At 34.4% G+C, this 17,003-nt stretch carries 18 protein-coding genes; 13 read left to right on the top strand and 5 right to left on the bottom strand.

Going from position 1 to position 17,003, the window contains the following annotated elements:
- Position 1 precedes the first annotated feature (1 nt).
- Positions 2-694, bottom strand: coding sequence for a 5'-nucleotidase C-terminal domain-containing protein (locus BLQ19_RS07925; protein WP_367888690.1), 693 nt, complete (start codon positions 692-694; stop codon positions 2-4).
- Between the two features lie 142 nt (positions 695-836).
- On the opposite strand from BLQ19_RS07925, the gene BLQ19_RS07930 reads away from it, so the two are divergent.
- From BLQ19_RS07930 to BLQ19_RS07990, 13 genes are all read left to right on the top strand, one after another.
- Positions 837-1,373: a DUF6913 domain-containing protein gene (locus tag BLQ19_RS07930; RefSeq protein ID WP_029445122.1), complete on the top strand. Its 537-nt coding sequence runs from the start codon at positions 837-839 to the stop codon at positions 1,371-1,373.
- 1 nt (position 1,374) lies between these two features.
- Positions 1,375-2,265, top strand: a complete 891-nt coding sequence (dapA, locus tag BLQ19_RS07935) for a 4-hydroxy-tetrahydrodipicolinate synthase (RefSeq protein WP_074537985.1) — start codon at positions 1,375-1,377, stop codon at positions 2,263-2,265.
- Positions 2,266-2,391: 126 nt separating this feature from the next.
- Positions 2,392-3,216, top strand: coding sequence for an outer membrane protein assembly factor BamD (locus BLQ19_RS07940; protein WP_024481333.1), 825 nt, complete (start codon positions 2,392-2,394; stop codon positions 3,214-3,216).
- A gap of 15 nt (positions 3,217-3,231) precedes the next feature.
- Entirely contained in the window at positions 3,232-3,567 is a 336-nt protein-coding gene (locus tag BLQ19_RS07945; protein WP_029665057.1) for a DNA-directed RNA polymerase subunit omega, read from the top strand.
- Between the two features lie 6 nt (positions 3,568-3,573).
- Positions 3,574-4,779, top strand: a complete 1,206-nt coding sequence (coaBC, locus tag BLQ19_RS07950; protein WP_029445124.1) for a bifunctional phosphopantothenoylcysteine decarboxylase/phosphopantothenate--cysteine ligase CoaBC — start codon at positions 3,574-3,576, stop codon at positions 4,777-4,779.
- A complete protein-coding gene (gene porD, locus BLQ19_RS07955; protein WP_024481330.1) occupies positions 4,772-5,662 on the top strand; it encodes a type IX secretion system protein PorD in 891 nt (296 codons plus the stop codon). Before coaBC ends, porD begins: the two co-directional genes overlap by 8 nt.
- A 110-nt stretch (positions 5,663-5,772) precedes the next feature.
- Positions 5,773-7,425 carry a DNA repair protein RecN gene (gene recN / locus BLQ19_RS07960; protein ID WP_074537986.1) on the top strand — a complete coding sequence of 551 codons (1,653 nt, stop codon included), beginning with the start codon at positions 5,773-5,775 and terminating at the stop codon, positions 7,423-7,425.
- 100 nt (positions 7,426-7,525) lie between these two features.
- A complete protein-coding gene (locus tag BLQ19_RS07965) occupies positions 7,526-8,338 on the top strand; it encodes an enoyl-ACP reductase FabI (RefSeq protein WP_025615582.1) in 813 nt (270 codons plus the stop codon).
- A 66-nt stretch (positions 8,339-8,404) separates the two neighbouring features.
- Complete coding sequence (locus tag BLQ19_RS07970) at positions 8,405-9,409, top strand: glycosyltransferase family 2 protein (protein WP_074537987.1); 1,005 nt, start codon at positions 8,405-8,407, stop codon at positions 9,407-9,409.
- A gap of 80 nt (positions 9,410-9,489) precedes the next feature.
- A complete protein-coding gene (locus BLQ19_RS07975) occupies positions 9,490-10,374 on the top strand; it encodes a CdaR family protein (protein ID WP_024481326.1) in 885 nt (294 codons plus the stop codon).
- Positions 10,374-10,967 (top strand): dephospho-CoA kinase, encoded by a 594-nt coding sequence (coaE, locus tag BLQ19_RS07980; protein ID WP_367888691.1) that lies wholly within the window; start codon positions 10,374-10,376, stop codon positions 10,965-10,967. Before BLQ19_RS07975 ends, coaE begins: the two co-directional genes overlap by 1 nt.
- Before the next feature lie 70 nt (positions 10,968-11,037).
- A complete protein-coding gene (locus tag BLQ19_RS07985) occupies positions 11,038-12,636 on the top strand; it encodes a sensor histidine kinase (RefSeq protein WP_074537989.1) in 1,599 nt (532 codons plus the stop codon).
- 9 nt (positions 12,637-12,645) lie between these two features.
- A complete protein-coding gene (locus BLQ19_RS07990; protein ID WP_024481323.1) occupies positions 12,646-13,359 on the top strand; it encodes a response regulator transcription factor in 714 nt (237 codons plus the stop codon).
- A 53-nt stretch (positions 13,360-13,412) separates the two neighbouring features.
- Here the strand turns inward: BLQ19_RS07990 and BLQ19_RS07995 are convergent, their stop codons facing one another.
- The 4 genes from BLQ19_RS07995 to BLQ19_RS08010 are packed head-to-tail and all read right to left on the bottom strand — an operon-like array spanning position 13,413 to position 17,000.
- The gene (locus BLQ19_RS07995) at positions 13,413-14,747 is read right to left on the bottom strand and encodes a GntP family permease (protein ID WP_074537990.1); all 1,335 of its coding nucleotides are present in this window, start codon (positions 14,745-14,747) and stop codon (positions 13,413-13,415) included.
- Entirely contained in the window at positions 14,747-15,250 is a 504-nt protein-coding gene (locus tag BLQ19_RS08000; RefSeq protein ID WP_024481321.1) for a gluconokinase, read from the bottom strand. Before BLQ19_RS08000 ends, BLQ19_RS07995 begins: the two co-directional genes overlap by 1 nt.
- On the bottom strand, positions 15,247-16,152 hold the full coding sequence (gene miaA, locus BLQ19_RS08005; RefSeq protein ID WP_074537991.1) for a tRNA (adenosine(37)-N6)-dimethylallyltransferase MiaA: 906 nt from the start codon (positions 16,150-16,152) through the stop codon (positions 15,247-15,249). The genes BLQ19_RS08000 and miaA overlap by 4 nt, the downstream gene beginning before the upstream one ends.
- Complete coding sequence (locus BLQ19_RS08010) at positions 16,152-17,000, bottom strand: ion transporter (protein WP_074537992.1); 849 nt, start codon at positions 16,998-17,000, stop codon at positions 16,152-16,154. Before BLQ19_RS08010 ends, miaA begins: the two co-directional genes overlap by 1 nt.
- Between the last annotated feature and the right edge of the window lie 3 nt (positions 17,001-17,003).

Raw genomic sequence — 17,003 nt, forward strand, 5'->3', positions numbered from 1 at the left:
TTTAGTAGTCTAATTTTATAAATCGATCATCAGTTATTGGAGCTATGGTATTTTTTTTTGTAAAATAATCAATCATGATATTTCGTATGAGATAATCAGTCTCAGTAAAGGTTAATTTCTTTTTAAAGAAATCCATGCGGTCACCGCCATTCACTAAATAGTTAGAGGTCCCTACATAATAGGTTTTATTTTCATCAAAGTCTTCTCCTTGAATCTTTATGGTATTTATAGTATCATCTTTGTTTAGGATAATTTGAATTCCGGCTAGAGGATGTGGCCGTTTTGCTTTTATGAGGTAGTCTACCATTTCTAGAATAGCATCTCCTTTTAAACCTACAACGACAATGGTATTTTCAAAAGGCATAATTTCATATGCTGTTCTTGCAGAAACGTTTCCAGCAGAAATAATACTTCTAATTCCTCCATGATTTAATAAAACAAAATCTAAAGAGCTGCCTGTTCTAGATTTGAAAATTGGTCCTGCTAATTCTAAAACAGCATCGGCCATTAAGTTCCCCGCTGTGGTGTTTAAAATGCCATCATTTTTTGTGATGTCTTTTGGAGCATAGGCTATGGTACTATCTAAAATTTCATTAATTCTATTTCTGTATGGAGCTACAAATGCTTCAATACTATCCGTTGCAATAAGGGTGTCTGAGACAGCGATTTGTTTTCCCGAGATTTCGGTAAGCACAGGTTTTTCTTGTTTACAGGAAAAGAAACAAGTGATTGTTATAATTATAACAATTTGTTTAATTTTTAAAATCATTTTAGTATGTATCTTCGTGTTATAATTGCTGTGAATATTATTTACATTTGTACAAATGTAAAAATACATGTTTTTAAAAGCTTTAAAACAAAAATTAAAACTTAAATCTGCTAGAAAGCACGTAAAGCAGCTATTGTCAGGCCCTTTAGAGAATGTTAAAAAAGGACACGGAATAGCTTCTGTAGGTTGTATAGTAGATTTAGATAAGTTCGAGGATGCGAGTTTGTTTTACCAATTGGTAGATGAGTTCAAGCTAAGGCCTAACTCGGTGAAAATTATTGGGTATAAAAATTTTTATGACAAAAATTCTCCTTATGCAACACCTATTTTTTCGGATAAGGATTTAGGTTGGAACGGAGCAATAGAAAATGGATATGCTTTAGAGTTTTTTAGCAGGGAATATGATCTGTTGTTAAATTATTATTCGGAAGAACAATTGCTATTGCAATTAATGACATTAAAGACAAAAGCAAGAATTAGAGTAGGTTTTGGTAGCGTAGATCACAAATTGAACGATCTTATCTTGCAAACGCCAATTTCAAATTTTGGATTATTTAAAGAGGAATTAAAAAAGTACCTTAAAATATTTAAGGAAATAGAATAGTATGAAGAATTTGTTTGGCACAGGAGTAGCATTGATAACTCCCTTTAATGAAGATTTTTCTATCGATGTAGCGGGTTTACAGCGGGTAGTAGAATATAGTATTACGGGTGGTATTGATTATTTAGTAGTTTTAGGAACTACTGCAGAAACCGCTACATTGAGTGCGCAAGAAAAGCAGCTGGTAATACAAACTGTGGTAACGACTAATGCTGGGAGGTTGCCATTAGTTTTAGGAGTAGGTGGGAACAATACATTTGCGGTAGTTGAAGAACTTAAAACTATAGATTTATCTGATTTTGAGGCTATATTATCTGTTTCTCCATATTATAATAAACCAACGCAGGAAGGTATTTATCAGCACTTTAAGGCCATTTCTATAGCCTCTCCTAAGCCTATAATAGTCTATAATGTTCCTGGTAGGACAGGAAGTAATATGACGGCTGCAACAACATTGCGACTAGCGCACGATTTTGAAAATATTGTTGCGATAAAAGAAGCTTGCGGTGACATGGTTCAAATCAATGAAATTATCAAAGGCAAGCCGGAAGATTTTCTGGTAATCTCTGGAGATGATAGTACCGCTTTGGCTACCGTACTAGCCGGTGGAGCAGGAGTAATTTCTGTGATTGGTCAAGGGTTACCTAATGAATTTTCTAAAATGATAAAATTAGGTTTAGAAGGTAAAGTTGGTAACGCCTATGAATTGCATCATCAAATGGAACTGGGTATGACTTTGATTTTTGAAGAAGGGAATCCTGCTGGAATTAAATCTATTTTTGAAACTTTACAAATTTGTAAAGCAGCTGTGCGTTTACCTTTGATAGAAGCGAGCACGGATTTAAAACAAAAAACAGCAAATTTCTTAAGTACGGTTGTAAAGGTTTCTGCCTAAAAAAAACAGTCGGAACTCTAATTTTAAGTTAAAAGTTAGCCAAAACATTTGTAAAAGGTATACTGCAGGTTATTTTAGCGATAGAAAATGTTTTTTAAATCCATTAAGAATAACTAATTTTGCAGAATGTTTAGAAAAATGCGACCTTTTTTAAGTCTCTTAGTTTTAACGCTTGTCTTAAGTTCTTGTAGTGAGTACCAAAAAGTGCTTAAGAATGATGATGTTAAAGCAAAGTATGATATGGCTGAGAAGTTTTATGAAGCCAAAGATTTTAAGCGTGCTAACAGGTTGTTAGAACAAATTACGCCTAAATATATTGGGAAACCTCAAGGCGAGCGTGTGATGTTTTTCTTAGCAGATTCTTACTATCAGATTAAAGATTACAATACAGCAGGATATCAATTTGAACGTTTCTTAAAATCGTATCCTAAAAGTGATAAGGCACAAGAGTCTGGTTTTCTAGTAGCAAAGAGCTATTATATGTTATCTCCTGACTATTCTTTAGATCAAACAGATACAGATAAAGCATTACAGAAGTTACAAACCTTTATTAATACGTTCCCAGAGTCAGAATTTATGCCGGAGGCCAATCAAATGGCTAAAGACCTTACGGAGAAAAAAGAGCTTAAAGCAATTGAAATTGGTAAGCAGTTTACGAAACTAGGACAATATTACACATTGGACTATTCTATCTCTGCTGCAGCAGCAATGGATAACTTTATTTTGGATTTTCCAGGATCTATTTACAAAGAAGATGCACTATTTTATAAGATGAAAGCGTTAACTAATTTAGCGTTGAATAGTACTGAGCAAAAAAAGAAGCAACGTTTACAAGATGCAAAGGCATCATATAGTACCTTAAAAAAGAATTTTCCACAAACGCAATATGAAAAAGATGCGGCTAATTTGATGGAGAAAATTGAAAAAGAATTAGAAAATTATTCCAAATAAATAACAGGTTTTATTATGAACATGAACGATTTAAAAAATTCAAAAGCTCCTGTTTCTACAGTGACTATCAATAAGAATGAATTTGATGCTCCTACTGGAAACATTTATGAAGCAATCTCTATAGCTTCTAAAAGAGCTGTTCAGATTAACTCAGAGATTAAAAAAGAGTTACTAGAAAAGTTAGAAGAGTTTGCAACCTATAGTGATAGTTTAGAAGAAGTTTTTGAAAACAAGGAGCAAATTGAAGTGTCTAAGTTTTATGAAAAATTACCTAAGCCACATGCGTTAGCAGTAACGGAATGGTTAGATGATAAAATCTACTACAGAAATACAGCGAAAGACTTAAAGTAACATGTCATGTTGAGCGGAAAAAACATCCTTTTAGGAATTACTGGAGGTATTGCCGCTTACAAAACAACTTTTTTAGTCCGCTTACTTATTAAAGCTGGCGCTAATGTCAAAGTGATTTTGACAGATAGCGCCAGCTCTTTTGTTTCTCCACTTACGCTTTCTACCTTATCTAAAAATCCCGTACTGTCTTCTTTTGTAAATAAGGAAGATGATACTGTTTCTTGGAATAATCACGTAGAATTAGGGCTGTGGGCAGATTATATGATTGTAGCTCCTGCTACAGCCAATACGCTTTCTAAGATGGCTAATGGTACTTGTGATAATTTGCTTTTAGCAACTTATTTATCTGCAAAATGTCCTGTTTTTTTTGCTCCAGCAATGGACTTAGATATGTATGTACATCCGTCTTCTAAAGCGTCTTTTGAAAAATTACAGGCTTACGGTAATATTATGATTCCTGCTACTTCTGGTGAACTGGCAAGTGGTTTACACGGAGAAGGAAGGATGGCAGAGCCAGAAGCGATTGTGTCTTTCTTAAAAGACTATGTGGTAAAAGGATTGCCTTTGCGTGGTAAGAAAGTTTTAGTAACGGCAGGTCCTACATACGAGGCTATAGATCCAGTGCGTTTTATTGGAAATCACTCCTCAGGATTAATGGGTTTTGAAATAGCAAAAGCTGCAGCAAATTTAGGGGCAGAAGTTATTTTAGTATCTGGTCCTTCTCATTTGAAGGTCTCTCATGATTTAATTGAGCTAATTCGGGTAGTTTCTGCAGAAGAAATGTATCTAGAAGTACATAAACATTTTGAGAAGGTAACTATTGCGATAGCAGCAGCAGCAGTAGCAGATTACAAGCCGAAAACTGTAGCAACGCAAAAAATTAAAAAGAAAGCAGAAGATATAAGCATTGAATTGGTTAAAAATAAAGACATCTTATTTTCAATGGGGCAACAAAAAACACATCAGTTTTTAGTGGGGTTTGCTCTAGAAACAGAAAATGAGATAGAAAATGCAAAAGGAAAGCTGATCCGTAAGAATCTGGATGCTATTGTTCTTAATTCTTTAAACGATTCTGGTGCTGGTTTTGGAAAGAAAACAAATAAAATATCATTCATAGATAAGAATTCTACGATTAAAGCGTTTGAACTAAAAACCAAGGCAGACGTTGCCAAGGATATCATGAATGAAATAATGAACAGGTTACATGCGTAATTTTCTTTTTCTATTGATCGTTTTACTTGTTCCATTCTTTGGTGGAGCTCAGGAATTGAATGCTGTAGTTACAATAAACTCAGACCAAGTAGGGCAAACAAATCAACAAATTTTTAAAACTCTAGAGCGTTCGTTAAATGATTTTGTTAATAAGACAAAATGGACGAACAGAACCTATAAAGAAGTAGAGAAATTAAATGCACGAATGTTTATTACGGTTTCTGAATATCAGAGTAATAAATTTAAAGCAAGTATTCAATTGCAATCTTCGCGACCTATTTTTAACACGTCTTATGACAGTCCTATTTTCAATTATAAAGACAACGAATTAAACTTTGAATATACCGAGTTTCAACCATTGGTCTATAATGAAAATGTATACGACTCTAACTTGGTTAGTGTGGTAGCTTACTACGTATATATTATGTTGGGTATCGATGCAGATACATTTGAATTGGAAGGTGGAACAGATTTTTATAGAAAGGCTCAAAATATCGTAACGCAAGCACAAGGAAGTAATGCGGCTGGATGGAGTCAAGATGCTAGTGAACGTACGCGTTTTGAATTGGTAGATAATTTATTGTCTAACACCTTTAAAGAGTACAGAGTAGCTATGTATAATTACCATAGAAAAGGAATGGATATCTTAGCAGATAATAATAGTACTGGTAAGCAAGTTATTTCAGGAACTATGAGGTTGTTAGAGACTTTAGTAAAGCGTAGACCTAACGCTTTTCTTATACAGACCTTTTTTGACGCCAAATCCGAAGAAATTAAAAATGTTTTTTCAGACGGACCGAAAGTAGATATTGTGCAGCTTAAAGAGACACTTGCTCGCATAGCTCCATTGTATTCAAGTACTTGGAATTCAATTACCTATTAAATCTCCTGAATTAAATTATAATGCGATGCAATAAAATTGTATCGTTGCTGCTTAATAGTTTCAAACTCAAAGAATATAAATTATCTTTACAGCACTAAATTTTTTTAGAATTGCTGAACTCACTATCAATACGGAATTACGCCTTAATAGATACTTTAAATGTTACTTTCAATGATGGTTTTACCATCATCACAGGAGAAACAGGAGCAGGAAAGTCTATTCTATTAGGAGGCCTAGGGCTTGTTTTAGGAAAAAGAGCAGACTTAAGCGCTCTTCGTGATGAAACACAAAAGTGCATTATAGAAGCTACTTTCGATATTAAAAAATATCATTTAAAAGAGTTCTTTATTTCGGAAGATCTTGACTTTGAAGAAAAAACAATCATTCGAAGAGAAATTTTACCTAGCGGTAAATCTAGAGCATTTGTAAATGATTCTCCAGTAACCTTAGGTGTCTTATCAAGTCTAGGTGACAGGTTGATAGATATTCATTCTCAGCATCAAACCTTGCAATTAGCAGACAATGATTTTCAGTTAAAAGTAATTGATGCACTTGCAGGTAATGCAGAACTATTGGTAGATTTTGGAAAAGGTTTATCTGCTTATCAAAAAACACAAAGGGAATTAAAGAAATTAATTGCATTTCAAGAAAATGCAACGAAAGAATACGATTATAATAGTCACCTGCTAAAAGAGTTAGAAACGGCGCCTTTAAAGTCCGGAATATTAGAGGAGTTAGAAGAGCAGTATGAGCAATTAAATAACGTAGAAGCTATTGAAGAGCATCTTTCTAAAGGAAATGCTTTGCTTAATGACGAACAAATAGGAATTGTAACCTTATTGACAGAACTTAAATTAGCAGCTAATAAATTGGCAGCATTTGGGCAACAGTTTGTGGGCTTAAATGAGCGTATTAATTCTGTTTTTATAGAGGTTGATGATATCTCATCGGAATTGCAACTTCTTCAAGAGAATTCTGAAGCAAATCCAGAGCTTTTAGAACAAGTAAATACAAAACTTCAATTACTATACAATCTGTTTAAGAAACACAGTGTAGCTACAATAGAAGAATTGGTTGAAATTAAAGAAAAGTTATCAGAAAATGTTAGTGCTGCCGATAGTGTGGAATCTGATATTAAAGCAAAAGAAAAAGAACTCAAAGTAAAGGAGGAGTCTTTAGATAAACTTGCTTTAACCATTAGAAATAAAAGAATCAAGGTAATTCCTGTGTTGCAGAAACAACTGCTAGAAAGTCTTGGGCAATTAGGTATGCCAAGCGCTACTTTTAAAATTGAGGTGAATGCCGCTACTGTTTTTAATGCATCAGGAAAAGATGAGCTAGTGTTCTTGTTTGCTGCCAATAAAGGATCAAATTATGGTGACCTTAAGAAAGTTGCCTCTGGCGGTGAATTGTCTCGAATAATGCTAACGATCAAATCTATTTTAGCAAAGTATGAGCAATTGCCAACCATGATGTTTGATGAAATAGATACGGGTGTTTCTGGTGAAATTTCGGGTAAAATGGGAGATATAATGAAAGCAATGAGCGGTACAATGCAAGTGTTTTCTATTACACACTTACCGCAAGTAGCGTCTAAAGGGGAGCATCACTTTAAAGTATACAAAGAAGAGCAAGGGATGGTAACACATACCAGAATGAAAAAACTTACAACAGAAGAGCGTATAAGAGAGCTCGCAGAAATGTTAGGAGGTAAAGATATTTCAGAATCTGCACTGGCACATGCAAAACAATTATTAGGATAATTAGAATGGAAAATCACCCTAAATAAATAAATTTCAAATAAACGAACTATTCAAATTTTAATATCTTTGAATTTAATTAGCGAATACTAAAACAAATAAAATGTCATACAACCTATTAAAAGGAAAAAGAGGGATAATCTTCGGAGCTCTTGATGAAAATTCAATTGCATGGAAGACTGCAGAACGCGTTCATGCAGAAGGAGGAACTTTTGTCTTAACCAATGCGCCTATCGCCATGAGAATGGGGCAAATAGATGCACTTGCAAAAAAAACAGGTTCAGAAATTATTCCTGCAGATGCTACTAGCGAAGAAGATTTAGCTAATTTAGTAGAGAAGGCTACCGAAATTTTAGGAGGTAAGTTAGATTTTGTTTTACATTCTATAGGAATGTCTGTGAATGTTCGTAAGGGAAGAAAGTATACAGATGAGAAATATGATTTCACCGCTAAAGGTTGGGATGTTTCTGCGCTATCTTTTCATAAAGTAATGCAAACACTTTATAAAGCAGATGCTATGAATGAATGGGGAAGTATTGTTGCCTTAACTTATATGGCAGCACAACGTACATTCCCTGATTATAATGATATGGCTGATAATAAGGCATATTTAGAATCTGTAGCACGTAGCTTTGGATATTTTTATGGAAAAGAAAAGAAAGTTCGGGTTAACACTATTTCTCAATCTCCAACACCAACTACAGCGGGTCAAGGGGTAAAAGGTTTTGATGGTTTCATCAGTTATGCAGAAAAAATGTCTCCTTTAGGGAATGCAACTGCTCAAGATTGTGCAGATTATACAGTTACCTTGTTTTCAGATTTAACAAAGAAAGTAACTATGCAGAATTTATTTCATGACGGAGGCTTCTCTAACACAGGAGTTAGTCAAGAAGTTATAGAGTATTTTAGTAAATAATAGTTAGATTTTTAATCGAAAGCCATTCGTATATTCGAGTGGCTTTTATGTTTATAGTCATTTCAAATGAAATTAGATTTCTCCTTTATAGTCCCTGTGTATAATAGGCCTAATGAGATTAAAGAGTTGTTAGAAAGTTTGGTCTTGCAAACGTATAAAACACCTTATGAGATTGTTATTGTAGAGGATGGCTCCACACGTAGTTCAGAAGCTGTAATTGCCACATTTGAAGATAAATTAGCCATTACATACCTTAAAAAAGCCAATAGTGGTCCTGGAGATTCTAGGAACTACGGCATGCGTAAAGCCCGTGGTAATTATTTTATAGTGTTAGATTCTGATTGTATTTTGCCGCCGCAGTATTTAGTGGAGGCAGAAAAAGCACTACAAAAAGAGTATGTAGATTGTTATGGAGGTCCAGATGCAGCTCATGAAAGCTTTTCATTAGTGCAAAAGGCTATTAACTATGCTATGACTAGCTTTTTAACAACCGGAGGTATCCGTGGAGGAAAGAAAGCTGTAGGTAAGTTTCAGCCAAGAAGTTTCAATATGGGGATTTCAAAAAAGGCGTTCGAGGCTACAGGTGGTTATGGAAATATACATCCTGGAGAGGATCCAGATTTGACGATAAGGATTTGGAATAATGGCTTTAAGACCAAGCTAATTTCGGAAGCATATGTTTTTCATAAAAGACGAATAGATTGGAATAAGTTTTACATACAAGTAAATAAATTTGGGATGGTAAGGCCTATTCTAAATAAGTGGCATCCTGAAACTAAAAAAATAACTTATTGGTTTCCTACAGTGTTCTGCATGGGCTTTGTGTTCTCTTTACTATTTGCTCTGATCGGGTTTAATTTTCCGATCTATTTTTACCTATTTTACTTTTGTTTGTTATTTGTAGATTCGCTTTTAAAAAATAAAAATGTAGCGATAGCTTTACTTTCGCTAGCAGCTGTTAGTATTCAATTTGTAGGGTATGGTTATGGTTTTTTAAAATCAACATTGTTGCTTAACTTTAGTTCAAAGAAAGCAGTAGAGTTGTTTCCTAAATTATTCTTCAAAAACTAATGCAAGCAATGATAAGGATTAAGAAAAGCCTCCAAAAAAGAAAAGTTAAAATCTTCTTGATTTTTCTTTTCTTTTCGAGTATGTCTTGGTTTATAAATAAACTTTCTGAAGATTATACAGGTAGGGCTGTGTTTGATGTGTTGTATACGAATGTTCCTGACAGTCTTTTGTTTGTGGGCGCTTCAAAAGATCATATAGATGTAAAACTAAAAGCTAGTGGATTTACATTTTTAGGTTTTGGCTTTAAAAATAAAACAGTAACTATAGATGTAGCTAAAGCCCAACAAGAAGAGGGAACTTATTTTGTGCCAAGGAGTGGGTATCAATTGCAAATAGAAAAGCAGTTGCCACAATCTATGGAGTTTATGGGGGTAGATGAAGATGATGCTATAGTCTTAGAAATCTATTCATTAAAGACAAAAAAAATCCCTGTGACGCAACGTTTAAAAGTAGATTATTCTCAAAATTTCATGTTAGAGGGAGAAATTGTAATACAGCCCGATAGTATTCTAATTCAAGGACCCGAAGCAATGTTAGATACCATAATGGGTATTCAAACAGAAGAAAAGACGATCAATAATATTACGGAAGATTTTAAAGAGGAACTACAGTTGCAAATTCCTGAAAATAATTCAACTATTAAATATGCTTCTACAAGTATTTTTGTAAGTGGAAAAGTAGTTCGCTTTTCGGAAAAAATAATTGAAGTGCCTATTACAGTTACTAATACGCCAGAAGATTTTGAGATTAAACTATTTCCAGATACGGTAAAGATTGTTTGCAGCGCAAAAATAGATGATCTTAAAACCCTTCATGAGTCAAATTTTAAGGTTATTGCAGATTGTAGTACTATTCAAGATAATGCTCAAAACGGAATCCTATTACAGTTGGTATCAGCTCCCGAGATGATAAAAGATGTGCGTTTAATGTCTAATGAAGTACGGTATATTTTAAAGCGGAAATAATGATTGTAGGGCTAACAGGCGGAATAGGTAGTGGTAAAACTACAGTGGCAAAAATGTTTCACGCGTTAGGTGTTCCTGTATATAACTCAGATATTGAGGCTAAAAAGTTAATGGTAACTTCGGAAGTTCTCAAGGTTAAAATAAAAGAACTTTTAGGAACAGAGTCGTATATTGATCATAAGCTTAATAGAACTTATATTGCCGATAAAATTTTTACGGACCCTGATTTGTTAGCACAATTAAATGCGATAGTGCACCCTGCTGTAAGGCAAGATTTCATGTCTTGGGTAGCGCAGCAAAAAGCTGCGTACATTATTCAAGAAACGGCTATTATTTTTGAAAACGACACCCAAAATAAGTTTGATAAAATAATATTGGTCACAGCGCCGGAAAAGATTAGAATAGCAAGAGTTACCTCGCGTGATGCTATTTCTGCGGATAAAGTAAAAGAGCGTATAGAAAACCAATGGCCAGATCAAAAGAAAGCTGCCTTGTCTGATTATGTGATTAATAATTTGGAATTAGATAAAACCACTGTTTTAGTCGCTGAAATTCATAAACAACTTCTTAAATTTTCCTCTTTTACATCTTAATTTTAACATTTGTGTTAAGGTTAGGTTAAACGCATTAACTTCTATCTGTTAAATTTTTAATTTTACCGCAATGAATAGACGCTTATTTATTCTTCTTGTCATTTTAATGAGTGTTTCTCTAATAGGAATAATTTTTGTTCAGGGCTATTGGATTAAACAATCTGTTGAAGATAAGGAGGAACAGTTTACGAGTATGGTGACCGAAATTTTAAATAAGGTCACAGAGAAAATTGAAAAGAGAGAGCTTGCAGATTATACGGGCGAGCTTTTAAAAATTAGAGATAGTGCGGGGGGGCAAGCAAAGGCCCCAGACTTATTGAAGAATATCTTTTTCATGGAGAGAGATATGAACTCTAATGAGATTACGTATTATTCACACGGTATATTAGAAGAGAGTTACAATGTGCCATCAACGTTCTTTGACAATAATAATATTGGTTTTGGATTGGATTCAACCATTCTAAAAAACTATACGAGTATACGAAACAAAACTATTTTCAAAGAAGATTATGGGTTAGACGGGAAAGCAAATATGTTGACACCTATTCAAAAACTTGAGAAAATTGGTGGATTAACTTCTATAGAAAAAGCAGCTTGGGAAGATGTTTTCAAAGAAAAGGCAAAGACTAGACCTATTCATAAGCGGGTCACAAGACAAGAGATAGAACTTTTGTTTGATATGGAGCTTAAAAATAGAAACATAGATACGGAGTATGAATATGGTATCTATAGCCGCAGTTTACCTACTAAGGTAAAATCTAGAAAATTCAAGTTTGCAAAAAGCAGCACACTTTATAAGTATCCAATTTTTAAAGATTCTGATGGGGAGAGTAATTTTGCGCTGTTAGTCACATTTCCAGCGAAGAAGAAATATTTAATCAAGACAATTTTACCTATGGCAATTTTGTCTTTACTATTTACTTTGGTCATTGTTGTAGCTTATACGAGTGCCATTTATCAATTAATAAGACAAAAACAAATTTCAGAAATAAAATCTGATTTTATCAATAACATGACGCATGAGTTTAAGACTCCTATTGCTACCATAAACTTAGCAGTAGAAGCTATTAGAAACCCTAAAATTATTGATGATAAAGAAAAGGTAGAGCGCTATCTAACGATGATTAAAGATGAGAATAAAAGAATGCATGCTCAAGTAGAGAATGTACTTCGTATTTCTAAATTAGAAAAGAATCAATTAGATATAAGTAAGGATAGAGTAGATGTTCACGACATAATACATGATGCTATGGCACATGTAGAGTTGATTGTAGATGATAGAGGAGGTTATATCAATCTGCATCTAGAAGCAGAAAGTAGTGAGGTTTTAGCGAGTGACATGCACTTTACTAACGTAATCGTGAATATACTGGATAATGCTATTAAGTATTCGCCAGAGGCGCCTAAAATAGATGTGTATACAGAAGTCGCAAACAACAATATTATTATAAAGATTAAAGATCAAGGTGCAGGAATGAGTAAAGCCGTTTTGAAAAAGGTTTTTGAAAAATTTTACAGAGAGCACACTGGTAATATACATAATGTAAAAGGTCACGGTTTAGGTTTAGCCTACGTGAAAAAAATTATTGAAGATCATCAAGGTGAAGTTTACGTTGAGAGTGAGAAAGGAAAAGGAAGTACATTCTACGTGAAGTTACCTTTAATATAAAAAAGAATTATGGAGACAGTAAACAAGAAAATACTTTTGGTAGAGGATGACCCAAATTTTGGTATCGTTCTTAAAGATTATTTGTCTATGAACGATTTTGATGTCGTTTTAGCAAAGAATGGGATGGAAGGTTTTGAGAAATTTAAAAAAGATAATTATGACATCTGTATTCTTGATGTTATGATGCCTTATAAAGACGGATTTACATTAGCTAAAGAGATCCGTGAGAAAAATGAAAATGTGCCAATTGTATTCTTGACAGCTAAAACCATGAAGGAAGATGTCTTAAAAGGATACAAAGCAGGAGCAGATGATTATTTAAATAAGCCGTTTGATTCTGAAGTACTTTTAATGAAACTTAAGGCTATTCTTCAAAGAAAAGCATCAAGTACTTTGGCTGACAGTCGTAAATTTGAATTTACTATCGGTGAATTTCAATTGAATTCTAAGCTACGTTTTCTTAAATTTAAAGATCAAGAGCCTGTAAAATTATCTCCAAAAGAGAATGAATTGTTACGTCTTTTAGCATTGCATGAAAATGATTTAATGCCAAGAGAACTTGCTTTAACAAAAATATGGAGAGATGATAACTATTTCACTTCTCGTAGTATGGATGTTTATATAGCAAAGCTTAGAAAGTATTTAAAAGTTGATGATTCTGTAGAAATTTTGAATATTCACGGAGAAGGCTTTAGATTGGTCGTGAAAACGGCCGAGGAATAGACCTTTTACGATCATAATATATAAGGGCCACTCGAATTTTAAAGTGGCTTTTTTTATAGGAATAAACTAATGATACAAACAGAAATAAATCCTGTTAAAGCCAATATGGTCGTCATCATAGTCCACGATTTAAAAGTCTCTTTTTCTGAGATTCTCAGGTATTGGCCTACAAGCCAAAACCCACTATCATTTACGTGAGAAAAAATACTGGCACCAGATGCTATAGCAATGACCAAACAAGCCAATTCAGGATTGCTTAGAGAGGCATCTACGAGTAATGGAGCAACCAATCCTGCAGAAGTAATCATGGCTACGGTAGATGAGCCCTGAATTATCCGAACGATGGCGGCACTGGTAAAGGCAAATGCTAAAACAGGAAAACCTACATCACTTAATGAGGTGGCTAATAACTCTCCTGCTCCTGTATTGGTTAACACTTGTTTAAAAACACCACCCGCGCCTGTTAGTAAGATTATAGTTCCTGCAGGCTCTAAAGATTTGCTAGTAATCTTAAACAGTTCATTTTTTGTCATCCCTCTTTTTATGCCGAAGAAATACCATGCTAATAAATTGGCGATAATTAGTGCGGTGAACGGATGTCCTACGAGTTCTACTATATTTAATACTTGAGGATTTATAGGGCCTAAAACTCCGCTAGTAATACACGTATTTAGTAGTATAAGTAGGATTGGAATTCCAATTATTCCTAAGGTGAGTCCAACCTCTGGTAGGCTATCATGTAAAGTACTTTCTGTTTCTTTAGGGGCTTCAATATGTATCTTTTGAGCAATGTACTTTCCGAAAAGTAATCCACTAGTCAATGCAGTTGGGATACCTACAATAAATCCCATAAGAATTACCCACCCTAATTCTGCACCTATAATTTCGGCTACAGCGATGGGTCCTGGAGTAGGAGGGATAAATGCATGAGTAATGGCTAAACCCGCTAATAGGGGAATGGCATATAGTAATAATGATTTTTTTGTTTTACGCTGTAAAGCATAGATCATTGGAACCAAGATTATAAAAGCGACATCAAAAAAAACAGGAATAGCTATTAAAAACCCAGAAATGACCATAGCAGAAGGGGCATTCTTTAATCCGAATTTAGAGACCATAAAATTGGCAATGGTTTTTGCTCCGCCAGAACTTTCTAGTATAGCTCCGAACATAGCGCCCAAGCCTACAACAGTAGCGACAAACCCTAAGGTACCGCCCATTCCGTTTTTAACGGTATCAATAATTTCTTTAGCATTAAGGCCTGCAACCAAACCCACAGTAATACTTCCTATGAGTAAAGCGATAAAGGCATTAATCTTAAGCTTGAGGATTAAAAATAAGAGAATGGCAATCCCTAGTATAACGGCGAGAATAAGTTGAGTTTCCACTAGTTGAGTTGTTTTTTTATTTCAGTAATAATTTCTTCAGGATTTAAACTTATGGATACTGTAATTACATTTTCAGTAGTGTCTGGAATTTCTAAAGCATCAAATTGAGATTTTAGAAGGTCTGAAGGCATAAAATGACCCTCTCTACTATTCAGTCGATTATAAATAAGCTCAAAAGAGCCCTCCAGAAATATAAAACAATGCTTTTGAAGTTTGTTAGCTAATAATGTTCTGTACTTTTTTTTAAGCGCAGAACAAGCAATTAAAGCGCCTTTGCTACTATTTTGTAGCGCAATACTATTTAGTTTTAGCAGCCAATCATGACGATCATCATCATTTAAGGGATGACCGGCAGCCATTTTATCAATATTTGCTTGTGGATGGTAATCATCGCCATCAAAAAACGGAATACCCCATTCTTTAGAGAGTAACTTTCCAATGGTGCTTTTTCCTGTTCCTGATACTCCCATGATGTAAAATACTACGCCATCAACCTTATTCATTTAATTTCAGTTTCAATTTTATCTATTATTACGGTGATTTCTTCGTCAAAGTCTACCCAAATAGTTTCGGTAGCTCTGCGAAACCAAGTAAGTTGCCTTTTTGCAAATCTTCTGGTGTTTTTCTTGATTTCAGAAATAGCAAAATCTAATTGCCAAAGACCTTCAAAGTAGTTAAATAATTCTTTGTAACCTACAGTTTGTAAGGCATTTAACGCTTTGTTTTCTATTAGTGATTTCACTTCGTCTATAAGTCCGGCATCAACCATCAGATCTACCCGCTGGTTTATACGTTCATAAATCATCTCTCTTTCTGCTTCAATACCAAGGGTAATAGTTTTAAAAGGTCTTTTGTTTTTGTCCTTATTTAAAAACGAAGAGTAGGGTTTCCCTGTTCCGATACAAATTTCTAAGGCACGTACTAATCGGTGTGGATTTTGGATATCTACTTTGTTAAAGTATTCAGGATCTAATTCCTTTAACCGGTTCTGTAAGACGGCAATTCCTTGTGTCGCAAGCTCCTGGTTTAGTCTTGGCCGAATGGCAGCGTCTACTTCAGGGAAATGATCTAATCCTTTTGTAACAGCGTCTACATAGAGTCCGCTACCACCCACTAAAACAACAATATCTTTAGTTTCAAATAAGCTTTCAAGTTTAGCAATAGCATCTCGTTCAAAGTCTCCAACCGAATAAGGCTCTAAGATACTTTTGTGTTGTATAAAATGGTGTGGTGCAGCCGCTAATTCTTCTGGAGAAGGCACGGCAGTACCAATATTCATTTCTTTAAAAAACTGTCTAGAATCTGCAGATATAATTTCTGTTTTGTATTGTTGTGCTATAGCAATAGCAAGTTTCGTTTTACCTATAGCGGTAGGTCCTACTACTGAAATTACTGTTTTCTCCATTATAATTTGCTTCCACAGTTATAACAATGCGAGGCGTCATCTCTATGACCTTCAGCAGAGCAAGAAGGACAAGATTGTGTATTTACATGCACATAAGTACCTTCTTTCGCATTAGAATTTCCTTTAGTTTGTTTGCCAAATTCTACCGTAACAATACCTGTAGGGACCGCAATAATACCATAACCGACTAACATAATCAAGGTTGCAATAAATTGTCCTTGTGGCGTGATAGGGGCAATATCTCCGTAACCAACAGTGGTTAGTGTAACAATAGTCCAGTAGATACTTATAGGAATACTTGTGAAGCCGGCATCTTCGCCTTCAACCAAATACATAAGTGTTCCTAGAAGCACGGAAACAATTAAAACGGCGAATAAGAAAACAATAATTTTAGCCCTACTTGCCTTTAAAGCACTTTTTAACTGCGAGGCCTCACCAAGAAATTGCACAAGTTTCAGAATTCTAAAAACTCGTAAAAGGCGTAAAGCTCTAATAGCTAATAGTACTTGGGAGCCTGCAAGAATATAAGAGATGTATAGCGGTATTGTGGATAGTAAATCTATAATACCATAAAAGCTAAAGATATATTTTAAAGGTTTTTTTATACTAACTACCCGGGCTATATACTCAATGGTGAAAAATATCGTGATGATCCATTCAAAAGCAAGAAGAATAGAATGGTATTTGGCATCTAGTTCTTTGATGCTCTCTAGCATTACAATAATTACGCTAATGATAATTAAAATAATCAAGATAATATCAAAACCTTTTCCCATAGGGGTGTCAGCTTCATATATTACTTCATGAATTTTATGTTTCCAACCTTTATCTGGCTTATATCTTCTCAATGG

It is taken from the genome of Cellulophaga baltica, from assembly GCF_900102165.1.
Lineage (GTDB): Bacteria > Bacteroidota > Bacteroidia > Flavobacteriales > Flavobacteriaceae > Cellulophaga > Cellulophaga baltica.

Bases quoted from the DNA above. Each gene is read 5' to 3' on its own strand.
- BLQ19_RS07930 (WP_029445122.1), top strand. From the start codon at position 837: ATGTTTTTAAAAGCTTTAAAACAAAAATTAAAACTTAAATCTGCTAGA.
- dapA (WP_074537985.1), top strand. From the start codon at position 1,375: ATGAAGAATTTGTTTGGCACAGGAGTAGCATTGATAACTCCCTTTAAT.
- BLQ19_RS07940 (WP_024481333.1), top strand. From the start codon at position 2,392: ATGTTTAGAAAAATGCGACCTTTTTTAAGTCTCTTAGTTTTAACGCTT.
- BLQ19_RS07945 (WP_029665057.1), top strand. From the start codon at position 3,232: ATGAACATGAACGATTTAAAAAATTCAAAAGCTCCTGTTTCTACAGTG.
- coaBC (WP_029445124.1), top strand. From the start codon at position 3,574: ATGTTGAGCGGAAAAAACATCCTTTTAGGAATTACTGGAGGTATTGCC.
- porD (WP_024481330.1), top strand. From the start codon at position 4,772: ATGCGTAATTTTCTTTTTCTATTGATCGTTTTACTTGTTCCATTCTTT.
- BLQ19_RS07965 (WP_025615582.1), top strand. From the start codon at position 7,526: ATGTCATACAACCTATTAAAAGGAAAAAGAGGGATAATCTTCGGAGCT.
- BLQ19_RS07970 (WP_074537987.1), top strand. From the start codon at position 8,405: ATGAAATTAGATTTCTCCTTTATAGTCCCTGTGTATAATAGGCCTAAT.
- BLQ19_RS07975 (WP_024481326.1), top strand. From the start codon at position 9,490: ATGTCTTGGTTTATAAATAAACTTTCTGAAGATTATACAGGTAGGGCT.
- coaE (WP_367888691.1), top strand. From the start codon at position 10,374: ATGATTGTAGGGCTAACAGGCGGAATAGGTAGTGGTAAAACTACAGTG.
- BLQ19_RS07985 (WP_074537989.1), top strand. From the start codon at position 11,038: ATGAATAGACGCTTATTTATTCTTCTTGTCATTTTAATGAGTGTTTCT.
- BLQ19_RS07990 (WP_024481323.1), top strand. From the start codon at position 12,646: ATGGAGACAGTAAACAAGAAAATACTTTTGGTAGAGGATGACCCAAAT.
- BLQ19_RS08000 (WP_024481321.1), bottom strand. From the start codon at position 15,250: ATGAATAAGGTTGATGGCGTAGTATTTTACATCATGGGAGTATCAGGA.
- miaA (WP_074537991.1), bottom strand. From the start codon at position 16,152: ATGGAGAAAACAGTAATTTCAGTAGTAGGACCTACCGCTATAGGTAAA.